19 protein-coding genes and 1 tRNA gene are annotated in these 14242 nt (G+C 67.8%); 8 read left to right on the top strand and 12 right to left on the bottom strand.

Annotation, left to right across the window (positions count from 1 at the left end; all coding sequences use genetic code 11):
• Nucleotides 1–14 precede the first annotated feature (14 nt).
• On the bottom strand, nucleotides 15–1259 hold the full coding sequence (gene glgC / locus AC6CH6_RS09710; RefSeq protein ID WP_498254986.1) for a glucose-1-phosphate adenylyltransferase: 1245 nt from the start codon (nucleotides 1257–1259) through the stop codon (nucleotides 15–17).
• A 212-nt stretch (nucleotides 1260–1471) separates the two neighbouring features.
• Here glgC and glgA point away from each other — a divergent pair, with 212 nt between their 5' ends.
• Nucleotides 1472–2665: a glycogen synthase gene (glgA, locus tag AC6CH6_RS09705; RefSeq protein WP_031283439.1), complete on the top strand. Its 1194-nt coding sequence runs from the start codon at nucleotides 1472–1474 to the stop codon at nucleotides 2663–2665.
• A gap of 446 nt (nucleotides 2666–3111) precedes the next feature.
• Nucleotides 3112–3197, top strand: a tRNA-Leu gene (locus AC6CH6_RS09700).
• 458 nt (nucleotides 3198–3655) lie between these two features.
• Here the strand turns inward: AC6CH6_RS09700 and AC6CH6_RS09695 are convergent.
• The 5 genes from AC6CH6_RS09695 to AC6CH6_RS09675 form a co-directional block, all read right to left on the bottom strand.
• Nucleotides 3656–4132 carry a VOC family protein gene (locus AC6CH6_RS09695; RefSeq protein WP_498254985.1) on the bottom strand — a complete coding sequence of 159 codons (477 nt, stop codon included), beginning with the start codon at nucleotides 4130–4132 and terminating at the stop codon, nucleotides 3656–3658.
• Nucleotides 4133–4367: 235 nt separating this feature from the next.
• On the bottom strand, nucleotides 4368–4640 hold the full coding sequence (locus tag AC6CH6_RS09690) for a putative quinol monooxygenase (RefSeq protein WP_498254984.1): 273 nt from the start codon (nucleotides 4638–4640) through the stop codon (nucleotides 4368–4370).
• A gap of 87 nt (nucleotides 4641–4727) precedes the next feature.
• On the bottom strand, nucleotides 4728–5156 hold the full coding sequence (locus tag AC6CH6_RS09685) for a DUF1801 domain-containing protein (protein WP_498254983.1): 429 nt from the start codon (nucleotides 5154–5156) through the stop codon (nucleotides 4728–4730).
• Nucleotides 5157–5373: 217 nt separating this feature from the next.
• A complete protein-coding gene (locus tag AC6CH6_RS09680; RefSeq protein WP_498254982.1) occupies nucleotides 5374–5685 on the bottom strand; it encodes a winged helix-turn-helix domain-containing protein in 312 nt (103 codons plus the stop codon).
• On the bottom strand, nucleotides 5682–6125 hold the full coding sequence (locus tag AC6CH6_RS09675; RefSeq protein ID WP_498254981.1) for a hypothetical protein: 444 nt from the start codon (nucleotides 6123–6125) through the stop codon (nucleotides 5682–5684). The genes AC6CH6_RS09680 and AC6CH6_RS09675 overlap by 4 nt, the downstream gene beginning before the upstream one ends.
• 246 nt (nucleotides 6126–6371) lie before the next feature.
• On the opposite strand from AC6CH6_RS09675, the gene AC6CH6_RS09670 reads away from it, so the two are divergent.
• The gene (locus AC6CH6_RS09670; RefSeq protein WP_498254980.1) at nucleotides 6372–6965 is read left to right on the top strand and encodes a recombinase family protein; all 594 of its coding nucleotides are present in this window, start codon (nucleotides 6372–6374) and stop codon (nucleotides 6963–6965) included.
• Between the two features lie 226 nt (nucleotides 6966–7191).
• On the opposite strand, the gene AC6CH6_RS09665 is transcribed toward AC6CH6_RS09670, so the two are convergent.
• From AC6CH6_RS09665 to AC6CH6_RS09645, 5 genes are all read right to left on the bottom strand, one after another.
• Nucleotides 7192–7320, bottom strand: a complete 129-nt coding sequence (locus AC6CH6_RS09665) for an Rv0909 family putative TA system antitoxin (RefSeq protein ID WP_336650675.1) — start codon at nucleotides 7318–7320, stop codon at nucleotides 7192–7194.
• A 329-nt stretch (nucleotides 7321–7649) separates the two neighbouring features.
• Nucleotides 7650–7865: a hypothetical protein gene (locus AC6CH6_RS09660; RefSeq protein ID WP_498254979.1), complete on the bottom strand. Its 216-nt coding sequence runs from the start codon at nucleotides 7863–7865 to the stop codon at nucleotides 7650–7652.
• Nucleotides 7866–8131: 266 nt separating this feature from the next.
• The gene (locus AC6CH6_RS09655) at nucleotides 8132–9067 is read right to left on the bottom strand and encodes a diacylglycerol/lipid kinase family protein (RefSeq protein WP_498254978.1); all 936 of its coding nucleotides are present in this window, start codon (nucleotides 9065–9067) and stop codon (nucleotides 8132–8134) included.
• A 41-nt stretch (nucleotides 9068–9108) separates the two neighbouring features.
• Entirely contained in the window at nucleotides 9109–9432 is a 324-nt protein-coding gene (locus AC6CH6_RS09650) for a hypothetical protein (protein ID WP_498254977.1), read from the bottom strand.
• Nucleotides 9429–10208 carry a TetR/AcrR family transcriptional regulator C-terminal domain-containing protein gene (locus AC6CH6_RS09645; protein ID WP_498254976.1) on the bottom strand — a complete coding sequence of 260 codons (780 nt, stop codon included), beginning with the start codon at nucleotides 10206–10208 and terminating at the stop codon, nucleotides 9429–9431. The genes AC6CH6_RS09650 and AC6CH6_RS09645 overlap by 4 nt, the downstream gene beginning before the upstream one ends.
• Nucleotides 10209–10390: 182 nt before the next feature.
• Here AC6CH6_RS09645 and AC6CH6_RS09640 point away from each other — a divergent pair, with 182 nt between their 5' ends.
• From AC6CH6_RS09640 to AC6CH6_RS09620, 5 genes are all read left to right on the top strand, one after another.
• Nucleotides 10391–10675, top strand: coding sequence for a hypothetical protein (locus tag AC6CH6_RS09640; protein WP_498254975.1), 285 nt, complete (start codon nucleotides 10391–10393; stop codon nucleotides 10673–10675).
• A gap of 108 nt (nucleotides 10676–10783) precedes the next feature.
• On the top strand, nucleotides 10784–11005 hold the full coding sequence (locus AC6CH6_RS09635) for a hypothetical protein (protein ID WP_368827135.1): 222 nt from the start codon (nucleotides 10784–10786) through the stop codon (nucleotides 11003–11005).
• Nucleotides 11006–11361: 356 nt separating this feature from the next.
• Nucleotides 11362–12096 carry a GAF and ANTAR domain-containing protein gene (locus AC6CH6_RS09630; RefSeq protein ID WP_498254974.1) on the top strand — a complete coding sequence of 245 codons (735 nt, stop codon included), beginning with the start codon at nucleotides 11362–11364 and terminating at the stop codon, nucleotides 12094–12096.
• Nucleotides 12089–12373 carry a hypothetical protein gene (locus tag AC6CH6_RS09625; protein ID WP_498254973.1) on the top strand — a complete coding sequence of 95 codons (285 nt, stop codon included), beginning with the start codon at nucleotides 12089–12091 and terminating at the stop codon, nucleotides 12371–12373. The genes AC6CH6_RS09630 and AC6CH6_RS09625 overlap by 8 nt, the downstream gene beginning before the upstream one ends.
• A gap of 417 nt (nucleotides 12374–12790) precedes the next feature.
• Nucleotides 12791–13429: an NAD(P)-dependent oxidoreductase gene (locus tag AC6CH6_RS09620; protein ID WP_498254972.1), complete on the top strand. Its 639-nt coding sequence runs from the start codon at nucleotides 12791–12793 to the stop codon at nucleotides 13427–13429.
• A gap of 281 nt (nucleotides 13430–13710) precedes the next feature.
• Here AC6CH6_RS09620 and AC6CH6_RS09615 read toward each other — a convergent pair whose 3' ends face one another.
• The gene (locus AC6CH6_RS09615; RefSeq protein ID WP_498254971.1) at nucleotides 13711–13995 is read right to left on the bottom strand and encodes a hypothetical protein; all 285 of its coding nucleotides are present in this window, start codon (nucleotides 13993–13995) and stop codon (nucleotides 13711–13713) included.
• Between the last annotated feature and the right edge of the window lie 247 nt (nucleotides 13996–14242).

Genomic DNA, 14242 nt, shown 5'->3' with positions numbered 1-14242 from the left:
GACGGGTGGGATCCCTAGCTCTCGAACCGGAAGTTCTTCGGGGCGACCGTCAGCCCGGAGGGCGTCACGGTGAGGCCGCGGGCCCGGTCCTGCTCCGCGTCCACGCCGACCTTCACGCCCGGGGGCACGACCACGTTCTTGTCGAGGATGCACCGCTCCACCACGGCCCCCTCGCCGATCCGGACGTTGGGCAGCAGGATCGACTCGTTGACGGTGGCGTCGTTGTTGACCAGCACCTTGGGGGAGAGCACCGACTCGGTCACGCGCCCGCCGGTGACCAGGACCCCGCGCGAGAGGATCGAGTCGGTGGCGATGCCGCCCTCGCCCCGCGGGCCGCGCACCAGCTTCGCCGGCGGGGCCTGCATCTCGTTGGTGTAGAGCGGCCAGTCGTAGTTGTACAGGTTGAACACCGGCAGCGGGCGGATCAGGTCCATGTGGGAGTCGTAGTACGAGTCCAGGGTGCCGACGTCGCGCCAGTACTGCCGGTCACGGTCCGTGGAGCCCGGGACGTCGTTGTTCGTGAAGTCGTAGACGGCGGCCTCGCCGCGGTCCGCGAACCACGGCATGATGTCCCCGCCCATGTCGTGGCTCGTGTCCTCCTTCGCCTCGTCGGCCCGCAGGGCCTCGACGAGCGCGTCGGTGTCGAAGACGTAGTTGCCCATCGAGGCGAAGAAGGCGTCGGGGTCGTCCGGCAGGGGAGCCGTGCTCTCGGGCTTCTCCACGAAGCGGGTGATCTTCGTGACGTCCTGCGGATCCGTCTCGATCACGCCGAAGGACGTCACCATCTCCATCGGCTGGCGCACGCCCGCCACGGTGGCCCGGGCCCCGGACCGCACGTGGAAGTCCACCATGTCGGAGAAGTCCATCCGGTACACGTGGTCCGCGCCGACCACCACCACGATGTCCGGCTTCTCGTCCTCGATGAGGTTCATCGACTGGAAGATGGCGTTGGCGGAGCCCAGGAACCACTCCTTGCCGCGCCGCTGCTGGGCCGGCACGGTGACCACGTAGTTGCCCAGCTGGGCGGAGAGGCGCCAGGTCTGGGTGACGTGCTGGTCCAGGGAGTGCGACTTGTACTGCGTGAGCACCACGACCTGCAGATAGCCGGAGTTCACGATGTTGGACAGCGCGAAGTCGATCAGCCGGTAGCCGCCCGCGAAGGGCACCGCGGGCTTGGCGCGGTCCTCGGTGAGCGGCATCAGGCGCTTGCCCTCGCCTCCGGCCAGGACGATCGCGAGTACCTTCTTACGGTGGGGCATGGGAACCTCTCTGACTTCTTCGGCAATCGGGCGCAACATCTCCGCCTCGCGGTGCGGAACCACTCGACAGGCGCCTTCATTGTGTCTTAACAGCCGCGAAGGGGAGTGACCGCTCGCACAGGAGTCCTGATGTGTCTCCGGGAACGGCGCGCACGGATCCCGGCGCGCGATTCCCCGTGGCACCGTGCCGATCCTGCAGTACGCTCGGAACCGTGCGAGTAGATATCTTGTCCAAGGAGTTCCCGCCCGAGATCTACGGCGGCGCCGGAGTCCACGTGTCCGAGCTCTCGCGGGTCCTGGCCCCGCTCGTCGACCTGAGGGTGCGGTGCTTCGGTGCTCCGCGCGAGCCCCGGGTCAACGGCGTCGAGGTCCAGGCCTACCCCGTGCCCGCGGACCTGGCCGGCGCCAACGCCGCGATCCAGACGCTGGGGGTGGACCTCGCGATGATCGGCGACATCGCCGGCGCGGACCTGGTGCACTCCCACACCTGGTACGCCAACATGGGCGGGCACCTCGCGTCGCTGATGTACGGCATCCCCCACGTCCTCTCCGCGCACTCCCTCGAGCCCCTGCGCCCCTGGAAGGCCGAGCAGCTCGGCGGCGGGTACGCGGTCTCCTCGTTCGTGGAGAAGACCGCCTACGAGGCGGCCGCGGCGATCATCGCCGTCTCCGACGGGATGCGCCAGGACATCCTCCGGTCCTACCCGGACGTCGACCCCGACCGGGTCCGGACGGTGCACAACGGCATCGACGTGAGCCAGTGGGTGCGCGACGAGGGCACCGACGTGCTCGAGTCCTACGGCATCGACCCGGCCAAGCCCTCGGTGGCGTTCGTGGGCCGTGTCACCCGGCAGAAGGGCGTGCCGTTCCTGCTGCGCGCCGCGGCCCTGCTGCCCGAGGACGTGCAGCTCGTGCTGTGCGCCGGCGCCGCCGACACCCCGGAGCTCGGGGCCGAGGTCAACGCGCTCATCGACGAGCTGAGGGCCACCCGGTCCGGGGTGGTGCTCATCGAGAAGATGCTGCCGCGCCGCGAGATCGTCCAGATCCTCTCCGGCGCCACGGCCTTCGCCTGCCCGTCCGTGTACGAGCCGCTCGGGATCGTCAACCTCGAGGCCATGGCCTGCGGCACCGCCGTGGTCGCCTCCGCCACGGGCGGCATTCCCGAGGTCGTCGTCGACGGGGAGACGGGCCGGCTGGTCGCCATCGAGCAGGCCCAGGACGGCACCGGCACGCCGGTCGATCCCGAGAAGTTCGTGGCCGACTTCGCCGCCGCGCTGACCGAGGTGGTCTCCGACCCGGTGCGCGCCCGGGAGATGGGCGCCGCCGGCCGGCGCCGCGCCGAGGAGCACTTCGCGTGGGAGTCCATCGCCGAGCGGACCCTGGAGGTCTACCGCTCCGTCCTCTGAGTCGCCGCGGCACCGCACGCCCTCGGCGGGCGGTGCCGGCGCCGGACGGTGAGAGGCGGCGGCCACCGTGGTCCCGTGGGAGAACGGGGCGGCGGCGGCCGCCGCCGGCACAGGTGAGGGGGGTCCCCGGCCGTGTCGAGGGTCCCTGGCACCGGCGGGGACGGGGGGCTCCCCGGTGGCGCGAACGCAACCCTCGAACGAGCATCGCCCCAGGTCAGCTGGAGAATCCTGGAGATGCTCAGCCACCATTCAACCGCATGGCGGGGCGCGGTGGAAGCCGGAAGTGCACTTACTCAGGGGTTTTCATCAAAATTTTCGGCGCGGTCGCGCCGCTCCTCCGGACATCGGCGCCGATGTGAACGGCGGCCGCGCATGTGGTACCTTATTTTCTGTTGCGTTCAGGAGGAACGGCCGGAAACGGCACCACGTTCGCCCTGGATCCACTCGCGCGGGTGGCGGAATAGGCAGACGCGCTAGCTTGAGGTGCTAGTCCTCGTATTAGAGGGTGGGGGTTCAAGTCCCCCCTCGCGCACAGTGCGATGTCCCAGGACATCGGAAACACCCCGGACCTACGGTCCGGGGTGTTTTTGTGTGTCCGGGGTGTTTTTCTGTGTCCGGGGGTCGGGTGAGGGTCCTCAAGCCGCTGACGGACACCGACCACGGCTCCCCCCAGTTCACGATCCGCGACGGCGGCGGCAACCTGTGGACCATGGGCACCTGCCGCGGCGCATGAGCCGATGAGGACCGGCGCCCCGACTCGTGCTCCACCCTGAGCCGTCCTGGCCTGCCGCAACGGGCGCTGGGCGTGCGAGCTCACCCACTGCACCGCAGTCGGACCACCGGCCTCACCATCGAGTCTTTCCACCGAGGAGGTGGGATGGTTTCAGATCCGACGGTGGCCAGTGTCCGGAGCCGGTTCGACGGCCACGAATGGGCCCGCGTACTGTCGCGCCCACGGGGGGCTCGGCGGTTCGGGGCGCGCCCTCCGTGTCAGGGAACGTCGGCGGCGGCCTCCAGGTCGGCGATGACGAGCTTGCGCATCGACATCATCGCGGCCATCACCCGCTGCGCCCGCCCCGGATCCGGATCGGCCAGCAGCTCGACGAGCCTGCGGGGCACCACCTGCCAGGACAGCCCGTACTTGTCCTTGAGCCACCCGCACATGCTCTCCTGCCCGCCGTCGGCGGTGAGAGCCTCCCAGTACCGGTCCACCTCCGCCTGATCGGCGCAGTCGATCTGGAACGACACCGCTTCGCTGAAGCTGAACTCGGGCCCGCCATTGAGCGCGGTGAACGGATGACCGTCGAGCTCGAACTCCACGGTCAGCACCATCTCCGCCGGCCGCGGCCCGGCCTTGCCGTAGTAGGTGATGTCGGTGATCCGGGAGTTGGGGAACACCGTCAGATAGAAGTTCGCTGCGTCCTGGGCTTCGGTGTCGAACCACAGGCAGGGCGTGAGAGTAGTCATGGTGGGATTGTCTGCTTCCGCGCCCGGCCCGGGGAAGGTGTAGGGAAGACATGACGACGCCTCGTGCAGAAGAACCTCGAGGGCGCCCGAATGTCGACGCCTTCGGGGCTGGGTGCTGTGGGCGCGTGTACTTCCCCGCCCTTCTGGCACTCCGTCACCCGGCGATCCCGTTCGCGACCGGGCGACCGTTTCCTGGGACTCCCGTCACAGCCCTTGGATGGCCGAGTCGGACGCGTCAGGCCTCGTACTGCACGAGGGGGTCGATCTTCACCGGTGGCTCGGAGAGGGCGAGTTGCCGCGCGATGGCCGGGATCCCGGGATCGGAGAGGAACCCCTGGTAGTCCTCGATGCCCCAGTCGAAGAAGATCCACACCCGGTCGGGGTCATCGGGATCACGGAACACGTAGGCGCCCTTGCATCCGTGCTCCTTCCTTTTCTCGACGCCGATGGTCGAGAAGGTCGCCATGAACTGATCGAACTCGGCGACCTTGGCGATGGTGGCGATCATTGCCCCTTCACCATTTCTTTCGACTGAACCGTTGTTGATGTGCTCGACAGAGAACGGAGGCAGACTCAGGCCCGCCCAGCAGGTGGGTCACATCTTCTCGCCGGGCAGCTTGCTGGCCTGCTCGATCCAGGTCCGCAGGTGACCCGCATCCAGCTCATCGGTTTCGCGGATGTCGAGGTAGCGCACCTCCTCGTGCTTGGAGGCCTTGGGCGGCACCGGTTCCAGTGAAGCTCCCTTGAAGAACTGCACCTGCACGTAGTTCGTGTAGCACCGGAACGACAGGCACCAGCCCTCGTCCTTGAACCCGTAGAACGGCTGGTTCCATTTCACGGCCTTGTGAACGTCAGGAACGGTGTGCACGATCAGGTCATCGAGGCGTTGCCCGATATTTCGTTTCCACCCCGGCATGGCCGCGATGTAGTCCTGCACCGGGCCATCAACCGTGCCCTTGGGGATCTGTGGGTTGCCCCCGGAGAGCAACCTTGATCCTGCGTCTTCCTCGTTGCGATCAGTCATCGGGTGACGCCCCCTGAAACGGTCCGTGGCAACGGCTGAGAAGTTCCATGCCTGCTTCGACGCGCCCCAGTGTAGTTCGGGCTTTCACGTCGGTCACTGTGACGCCACCCGTGATCGATACTGGTCAGGGCGCACAGCAGGGGACCAGTACCGCTGGCAGCAGCCTCCTGTTGTGGGTCGGGTGCCGCGTCATTGCCGTTCGAGGCCGGCGGGACCTTTACAGGCCCTCGGCGATGGCACGCAGGGCGTCGAGGTGGCCGGTGTAGGCGGTGCGCCCGGCGGGGGTGAGGGACAGCCAGGTGCGGGGACGCTTGCCGACGTACCCCTTGCGGATCTTCACGTAACCGGCGGCCTCGAGCTGGGTGGCCTGTTTGGAGAGCACCGAGTCGGAGACCTCCACAGTGTCGCGCACGTGGGCGAACTCGGCCTCGTCGACCTGGGCCAACGTCGCGACGATGCTCAGACGCACCGGGGCGTGGATGAGCTCGTCCAGGCGGTGCCGGGCGTGCTGGCCCTCGGTGGTGCTCACCTGGACCCCCAGCGGATCACGGCCGCGGCGACCAGGGTGGGAACAGCGGCGACGGCGGCCCCGGCGGCGACCATGGACCAGGTGTTGGGTGCGGTCTGGGCGGAGAAGTTCAACCACGGCAGCACCACGGTCAGCGTCAGCACGAAAGAGGCCACGATCCCGCCCCGCGACCACATCTTGGCCCGGCGCGGCACTGTGCGTGCCACCCGCTCGATCCACCACACCGCCACAACCCAGACGGCAGCGAGCACCGCGGTGCCCACGGAGTGGCTGACCCAATCGGACAAGATGTTCTGCGCAGCCATGTAGAGGGCCGTGACCACCCCGAACACCGCTGTTGCTGCGGCGTGCACCGTGCGGTCACGGGAAGTGTCCAGGGTGCGCGCTTGGATGGTGGCCAGTTGCTGGCGGGCTTGTTCGGGGGTGAGGTGATGGCTCATGGGGTCCTCCGGGGGCAAGTTCGGCGATATCACCATCAAATCAAGTACTTGCCGAATAGGCAAGTACTTGCCTCAAGTTAACCGAGGTCAGTCGAATCGTCGCGTCACCCAAGGGATGCGAGACGTCTCGTCCGAGAAATTTGCGCCCGCACGTTTCCGCGGTTGAGCATGTCTCGCATCCTTGTGCTTTATCCATGCCCCTAGAATCGGATACTCAACGTTGGTTGCGAGACAGATGAGGTGGACGTGGGGAAGCTGATCGGGTACGCACGAGTGTCGACGCGTCAGCAGGACGCGGACCGCCAGTTGCATGACCTGCTGGCAGCTGGCGTACGGCGCGATGACGTCTATGTGGACAGTGGAGTGTCTGGAGGGCGTGCGTCTCGTTCGGCCTTCGACAAAGCCGTGGCGGCCCTCGAGGAAGGCGACACCTTGGTCATCACGACGTTGGACCGGCTGGGGCGGTTCACGCAGAACATGCTGGCCTTCGCCGAGGCGCTGCGGGGCAGGGGAGCCGGGCTGAGGGTGCTGAACCTCGGTGGGGGCGATGTGGACACGCACACCCCGATGGGCTCGATGGTCTTCACCGTGATGGCCGCCCTGGCGCAGATGGAGCTGGAGATCAAGCGGGAGCGGATCACCGACTCGGTGGCCAAACGCCGGGCCGCCGGCAAGGACCTCGGTGGGCGGCGCCAGACCTTCACCGACTCCCAGATCCGCAACGCCCTCCGGCTGATCGAGTCCGGGGAGCCGGCCACCCAGGTGGCCCGCGACCTCGGCATGTCCAGGGCCACCCTCTACCGGCGCATCCGAGAACTGCCGCAGGTGACGATCATCTGAGTCCGTCATCTCCTGTGGACATCATGATGCGTATATCGCACACCTGCATGGGCTTCCCATCGCGCAGGGTAAACGGGCATCACCCACGCCTAGTTTCTCGCCCCCGCACCATCACCCACAGTCGGACCGGCAAGGGGCTCTCTAACGTGCCTTGTACGGGCAGCAGATGATGAAGCCGGGCCGGCCCCAGAGGGCCGGCCCGGCTCGTGTCGATCGAAGAATAAAACTACTGCTGGTCGCCGTCGTTCTTCCCGTCCAAGGCGTCCTTGGCCTTGTCCTTGCCCTGGTCGACCTTCTCAGGGTTGTCCTGGGCGTAGTCCTTGGCCTTATCGGCTGCTCCACCAAGATCCGGCATGGAAACTCCTTCCGTTGATCCCCCTCCGCCATGACTCATCACGGTCACCGCGGGCTGACTCGTCCATCCTGACGGATGCCTCCGGAAGAAACCACCACCTGCCGGGGCCTCCCCGGAGCCGTCACCACTGCCGCCTCGCCTGCCGGCGCTGGTAGCTCAGTCCCAAGTCAGGAGGGGCTCCGGCCCCTGTCGCTTTGACATATGGCCCATTAGAGGCAGACCGCATTGCGGTGAGGCCTCCTTGGGGCCTGCGACGTCTGTGCCGTAGGGCACAAGAAGGGCCGTGGTCGCTGTGAGAACAGGGATCACTTTGGGTCTTTCGGAGTGGGCTAGTCGTTGATGAGCTCGGAGGCGGCGTGGTCGAGTAGCTGACGATCGAGGCGGGGCAAATGCAGCGCCTGGTGGAGGTAGGCCTCGATTTCGAGCTGGCCGACATCACCGCCCAGACTGAAGTAGTGCCACCAGAGCTGGAACACCGAAATGTCAGCCTGAGCGATCGTGAGCTGCAGCAGCCGAGCTTGCTGGGCGGCAAGGGCGTCGCGCACCAGGTGCTCCTTCAATATCGAGGCCGCGCAGGGCGTTCATGATGGAGCGGGCTGGCTGGCTGCTTAACCACCCCTGTAGCAAATGAAAATAGTCCCGGACGCTGGTTGCTACACGTCGTTGACGTTTTTGGACCGCCACCCGCAGTAACGCCATCGTTCGGTGCCGCAGGCAGGGCAGGGTTCCGGATGATGACAGGGGGGGCGTGTCCCATGTCCTGACCATGGTCGCCTCCAGCACCCGGGGTGCTGAGCCGGTAGTGGGTCGCTCAGCCGATGACAGTCAGGGCCGAGGGGGCGGACTCGATGCGCACCGTGGTGTGGGCGGGCACGGAGTGGACCTCCCCGTCGAGCTGGTAGGGCATCGGCTTGAGGGCGATGAACTCATAGCGGGCCACACTAGGCTGGTCCCCCAGCCCGGTGGTGGTGGCGCGGGCGGCCTTGAGCAGCACCTTCCACTTGGCGGTGTGCGGGAACAGGATCACCTCGAACTTCCCATCGGCCGGCCGGTCCTCTGCCTCACTGAGGGTGGCGAACTTGGCCATCTGAGGAATGTTGGCGAAGACGAGGCTGTCGATCTTGGCCCGGGTGCCGTCGGAGTGCTGGATGTGGAAGGGCCGGAACTTCGCGAAGGTCCGCACCACCGAGAGCATCTCCTTGAGCGCTCCCTTGTTGCCCTTCTCCATGTCGATGGCCACCACCGGGGTCAGCCCGAAGCCGATGTAGGAGTGGGCGTAGAGGGCCTCGGCACCCGGGTGGTTCCCGGTGGACAGGTGCAGCAGGTCCATCTCTCGCACGTGACCTTCGGCGATGGCTTCGGCCAGGGGCTTTCGGGCGGTGGTGCGGTGGTGGTCGTTGGCGTTGCCGGCCGCGAGCACCGCGCACACGGCATCGGTGCTCCCGGCGGCCATGACACCGTTGACGACCTCGTTGTAGCCCCCGTCGCCGCTGACCGAGACCACCAGGGCGTTCGGGGCGCCGGCCGCCTCCTTCGCCAGATCCACGGCGTGCCCGGCGTGCTTCGTGGGCAGCATCCGGATCTCCGGGCTGTAAGGCAGGTCCTGGGCCAGCTGCTCGCGCAGCTGCCCGGCCAGTTCCGGGGCGTCCCCGGTGCTGTGCGGATTGAAGATCACGCAGATGGCATCGAACCTGCGGACCGCCGGATCAGTGGTGTCGGTGGGGTCTGTGGCGTGGGTGGTGTTCATGGTGTGCCTGTCGGTGAGGGTTCGATCTGGGTCATGCGGTCTCATGCGGTGTCGCGGGCGTCCAGCTCAGCGGCCACCTCGAAGCTCCGGTCCATGGTGGCCGAATGGGGCCCGGCGGGATCGGTGAGGTAGTCGTGGTCGAGCTGGCGGGTGATCCTCGAGTGCAGCACCTGCAGATCCGCCATGCCCAGCCCGGTCAGATCTTCCGGGAAGTCCTCCTCCGGATCCAGGCGGCTGCCCGGTGTCTTTGTGGGCGCGAGGGCCATGGGTGCGGCCAGGACCGGTGCCACCAGGGCGGGGGCGGTCTGCTCGTGGGGTGTGGAGTGCTGGTGGCGCCCGGTGTGGTCAGCGGCGGTGGTGGTCATGAGAGCTCCTGTGGGCCGGGATCGGGCATCGATGTGCTCGGGGTGCTGGGTGCGGTGGGGTGGAGCTGGGTGGCGAGGCCGCCCAACAGGATGGTGATGCCCTGGTCAAGTTCGGCGGCTCCGTCATAGTCGGCCAGCAACGACGCCATGGCGCGCAGCCGAGGGAACTGGCGGGCGGGCAGGCGGTGCAGGCCCAGGCGCAGCAGGGACTCGTTCTCCTCCGCGTCCACGACGACCTCCTGGAGTTCGTTGAGGACGTGCCCGTAAAGGAACCCGTAGTAGGCCCGGTAGACGTGCAGCGCATCGGCCGGGGCGAAGCCGGCGTCGATGAGCAGGGCCAGGATGTTCTCCAACGGCCGCAGGGTGCCCAGCGGGCGCAGCCCGAGTGGGGTGGACAGCGGCCGGGTCACCAGCAGCGGCACCACGTACGGATGCTCCAGGGCCAAGCGGCGGAAGTCGTGGGCGGTGGCGCGCAGCTGCGCCTGCCAGTCCGCCCCGTCGGTGGGGATCACCAGCTGGTCCAGCACCACCTCGGTGATCCCGTCCAGCAGATCCGCCCGGTTCTTCGCGTAGCGGTACAGGCCCATCGGGTCCCGGCCCAGCTCAGCCCCCAACCGGCGCATGCTCAAGGCGTCGAGGCCCTCGGCGTCCACCAGCTTCAGGGCCGCGGTGAGCACGACCTCCCGGCTCAGCCGCGGTCGGCGCGCCTTGGCCTGGGGGGTCGGTACGGGGTCCTCGACGGCTTCGGGGACGGGGTCTGCGGGAAGGGAGCTCATGGGCATCAGGGTCCTTTAATAAGCGGGCTTTGCATTAACTGCAGTCTACACGTACAGTCTACGGCGTAGGCAAGGCGTCGAGTACACGGCGCCCCCACGCCTTCCACTGACTGCGCCGACGGCGATCCGCCCTCCGGTGCCCTGCCGAATCCGGCACCCCCTTACTTCTTCAGGAGAATCCCTTGACGAACACTGCTTCCCACACCGCCACCACCGGCGCCGAGCACACGAGTCGTCGCGCCACCGAGACCAAGGCTGCGACCACGACCACCGAGTTCATCGCCTACCTCGGGGTGCTGGTGGCCATCGTCGTCACCGCCATCCTGGTCGGTGACGGCGGGGCCGAGGACGGCGCCGATCTGTTCGACGCGCGTCAGGCCATGGAGTACATCACCTACCTGACCATCGGTTACCTGGTGGCCCGCGGGCTGGCCAAGTCCGGCAGCCGCGAGAACTACTCCGCCTGAGCACCCCTTCCGGTCTGCGGGGATCCGAGCCTAATTTCGGGGCTCGGATCCCCGCAGACCGGGCGCAGCATGTTGAATCTCCCCGCACGAATTTGAACAGGACGCATCATGACCACCACTGATCCATGGCTCCACGACCTCACCCGGGTGCACCCCGGGGACCGGATCGAAGTATGGGATGAGCACCACCTGCGCCATGCCGGCACCGTGAGCCAGGTGGCAGCCCACCTGGGTGTGCTGTGGGTGCGCGAGGCCAGCAACGGGCTCGCCAAGCTGATCCCCGCCGACGAGTACCGGCTGCGTCACGCCTCGGTGGCCCACGCCGTCTGAAGCGGTCGCAGATCCCCCGGTAGCCCGTGCTTCCGCGTCAGTGGAGGCCTCCGGGTGGGGTGAGGCACCAGCAGGATTCGTGAGGCCCGCCTCGGCCCGGTCACCCCGTGCCGAGGCGGGCCTCACCATCTTTGAAGGTCACTCAGGTTGTCAGAGTCCCGACTCGGGGCAGTCACCGCACCAGAAGCGGCGCCCACTCCGTGACCATTCACCGGCTGCCCGGCCCGGTGCGGCCCGGCGTATCCCTGAGAGAAGGGGCAGTCATCGTGCGAGAAACTACCGGCTATCGAGGCCGCCACGACAGCACACGATGCACCGTGGACTCGACCCGCCCCGTCGGACCGAGAGAGGTCCTCATGCACCCCGAGTCCTCCGCGACGGAGCCGACCACGGTCTTCGCCCGCATCCAGAACCTGCTGCTGTCCCAGGAGCACGCTGCGGCCGCGGTGCACCAGCTGGCCCAGGTCGCCCAGGCCCTCATCCCCGTAGCCGCCGGTGCCGGGGTCTCCCTGCTCGACGCCCAGGGCACCAGGATCAGCACGGGGGCCACCGGCCATCTCGTGGAGGCTGCCGACGCGCTCCAGTACGACCTCGGGAACGGCCCGTGCCTGAGCGCCTGGGCCACCGCGACCCCCCAGCGCGTCAACGACACCACCGACGACGACCGGTGGCCGCAGTGGTCGACGGCTGCCGCTGCCTCCGGAATCCGCTCGATGCTCAGTGTCCCGCTGGTGTTCCAGGACCGATGCCTGGGTGCGATGAAGGTCTACGCCACCGTCGGCGATGCCTTCACCGACCACGAGGAGCAGCAGCTGGGCCTGCTGGCCGCCGCGGCGGCCACCCTGCTGGGCTCGGCCCAGACCTGCGACGCTCCGCAGCGGCTCAGCGCCGCGTTGCAGGCCGGTCTCGAGGATCGACAGGCGATCGACCGGGCCACCGGGATGCTGATGGAACAACGGGTCACCGACCCCGACGACGCCCATTGCGTGCTGCTCACGGCCGCCCGCGCAGGGGCGTCCGATGGCCGAGGTCGCCCGCCAGATCCTGGAGCGCCACCCGGACCCGGAAGGGTGAGGGGCACCCGTGGATGACGACGGGATCGGGGCGGAACAAGCCCGCCTGCTGCTCGAGGTCATCGGCCGCGCCGGCATCCAGGTGAAGCAGCTGTGGTTGCACTACTTCGCCCTCGGCGGCAGCGCCGGGGAGATCGAGGTCGAGGCCTACCTGCACCATTGCTTGGACCTGCCCGCCTTCCAGCGCGACCTGTTGGCCCACGCCGCCAACGAGCTCATCGACCGGCAGCCTCCGTTGCGCGCCCCCTACACCTCCGAGCTGCTCCACCGCGAAAACTCCGACGGCGCAGAATGAACACTCCCCTCCGTCGGTGTTGCATCCGGATCTCCGGAAACGATGTCAAGCAGGCCGTGGACAGCAGAGCCAAGGGCGGCTCCGTCCCCTCCGCTATACATATGGCCCCATTAGAGGCGATCTGCGTTGGGAGGGAGGGCTTCATCTCGGTTCTGCGATCGAGGGGCCAGGCCTTCATAGCACCGTCGTGTGCGTGGTGGGTGTGCGGGCCCGGCTCTGATGGTGGCTGTCCTCCGAATCGGGGACGCTGGAATCCTGGCCGTCGGCAGAACGGGTGCCGGTGTTCGAGTGTGATGCACTGCGGTCCGGCATCGTGCCTGGTCACAAGGAGAGCCGTTCCGTTCCCCTCAGGGCAGACCTTGGGGTGCCTATGCTCGAAGGGCAACGTGTGCATGTTTCGAGGGATCGGGGGACCCCATGCGCGTGACCGTCTTCGGGGCTGACAACGACATCGGCCGCAAGGTCGTCGAGGAGCTGATCTGGCGCGGCTATGAGCCCCGGGTCTTCACCTCGGACCCCAGCACGGTGCCCGAAACCTGGGGGCGCCGGGTGCAGATGCTGAGCGGGCAGCTCACCGACCCGGTGGCCGTGGCCGCGGCTATTGCGCGGACCGAGGCCGTGGTCAACGCCCTGGATCCGCGCCTGGACCGTCCCGGGGCGCACTTAGTGGAAGGCACCGTACGCGTGGTGGCCGCGATGCAGGACCACGGGGTGCACCGCTACATCGGCCTGGGCAGCCCCGCCGTCGGACTGTGCCCGAAAGAACAACCCACCCCGGCGGTGAAAACCCACCGGGCCCTGCTGCGAGCCCTGCACCCGCGCGTCCACGGGCAGATGCGGCAGATGATGACCACGGTCACCGGCGCTGGGCTGGACTGGACGATCGTGCGGTTCCTGCGCTCGACTCCCGGTCGAGGACGCGGGCTGAAGTACGTCGGATACTTCGGCCAGGACGCCATCGGCTGCAGCGCCGCCGCCGGCGACGTCGCCGCCTTCGCCGTCACCCAACTCCTCGATGCCCGCCACATCACGAACGCCCCGGCCGTGAGCAACTGAGCCACGGTGCCCCCGCGACCACCGAACTTCAGGCCCCGCTCCTAATTCACCGGACGGCAGCACCGATGTTGGCTGGCCGCAGCCCAGCACGTGACCGGTCGCCTGCTGGGTCCTTCGCCGAGACAGCCCCGATCACGCGGGGGTCCGGACGGTGAGGTGCCGGAGTCCTCCCAGATGCGGTCGTAGAAGGCGGCGCAGGGACCGACTGGCACCCCGAGGGGTGCTGCGGAGGTGCCGGGCGTGTCTGAGTGCGGGGTCTTGTCGGGGTGGATCGGTCCAGGTCACCTGTCGGCGGGATCCTGGGGGTGCACCTGGTACTCCCGCAGGTCCAGGAGCTTGCGTTCCCCCAGTCCGTCCTCGCGGATCCACACCACCCCCAGCGGGACCGCGACCGTCTCCACCGTCCCCGTCCAATGCGCCACCCCATGCAGCTGGGCCTGCACCCGCTGACCCAGCTGCAATCGTTCCACGGTCGCGCCGATAGCACGGGGCGCGTCGTCGGCCTGGCCGTGCGGCACCGCCTCCCCTGTGCCTCCACCGTCGCCTGCGGCTTCATGCCAGCTCATGGTTCATCCTCGTCACGGGAACGCGGCGGCCGGGAACTGTGACCGAAAGTGGCGCTGACCTGCGAGAATCAGCCGCCCACAGGTGTCATCCGTCACTGCGCTTTCGGGCCGGCCCGCGTACGGTGGAACCCAGTTGTTGAAGTTTCGTTTTTCGCATTTCAAGCAGTTCGCCCGGACATCGGGTACGGCAGTTTTTCTGAGAAGACGTTTTGGCAGGCATCGCAACGCCCGAGCACCCCGATCGCCG

Source organism: Kocuria sp. GQ42, assembly GCF_059758435.1.
Note: the sequence above shows the minus strand (reverse complement) of the source record. Positions and strands in the feature narration are given on the sequence as shown.